We start from the raw sequence: 560 nt of genomic DNA on the forward strand, positions 1-560 counted from the left end.
CGCGCAACGTGCCGGACTGGCACTGAAGCAAACATACGAGCGAGAGGGGAAACAATTGCGTCGCCGCGCCGGTGGCTATGCGCATGCGAAGCAGTTCAAGCGACTGCGCCGGGTGCTCAAGCGTCAGCGCACGATCCTCGGACGATTGCTGCGCGACATCGAGAGAAAGTTACCGAACGCATCCACTGAGCAACAGGCATCCTTAAGCATCTGGCTTGAGCGCGCCTGGCGTATCTGCCGCCAGCGAGCGAAAGATAAGCACAAGCTCTATGCGCTTCATGCGCCAGAAGTGGAGTGCATCTCAAAAGGCAAGGCTCGCCAGCCGTATGAGTTTGGCGTCAAGGTGAGCCTCGCAATCACGGAGAAGCAAGGCCTGATTGTCGGTGCACGCTCGTTTGTGGGCAACCCCTATGACGGGCATACTCTGTCCGGACAACTTGAACAAACGTCCATCCTGCTTCAGGATCTGCCGGGCGTGTCAAAGCCGAAGACCGTTCTGGCGGACCTCGGGTATCGCGGTGTGGATGCCGATCTCGCGCCAGTACAGTTGATTCACCGAG

General features: G+C 58.8%; 1 protein-coding gene. It reads left to right on the forward strand.

All coding sequences use genetic code 11. The features are described from left to right. Positions 1–560, forward strand: a 560-nt coding sequence (locus tag AWB81_RS44065) for a transposase family protein (protein WP_510183691.1), incomplete at both ends; no start/stop codon positions are given.

Origin of the sequence: Caballeronia arationis, assembly GCF_001544975.2 — a bacterium.
GTDB lineage: Bacteria > Pseudomonadota > Gammaproteobacteria > Burkholderiales > Burkholderiaceae > Caballeronia > Caballeronia arationis.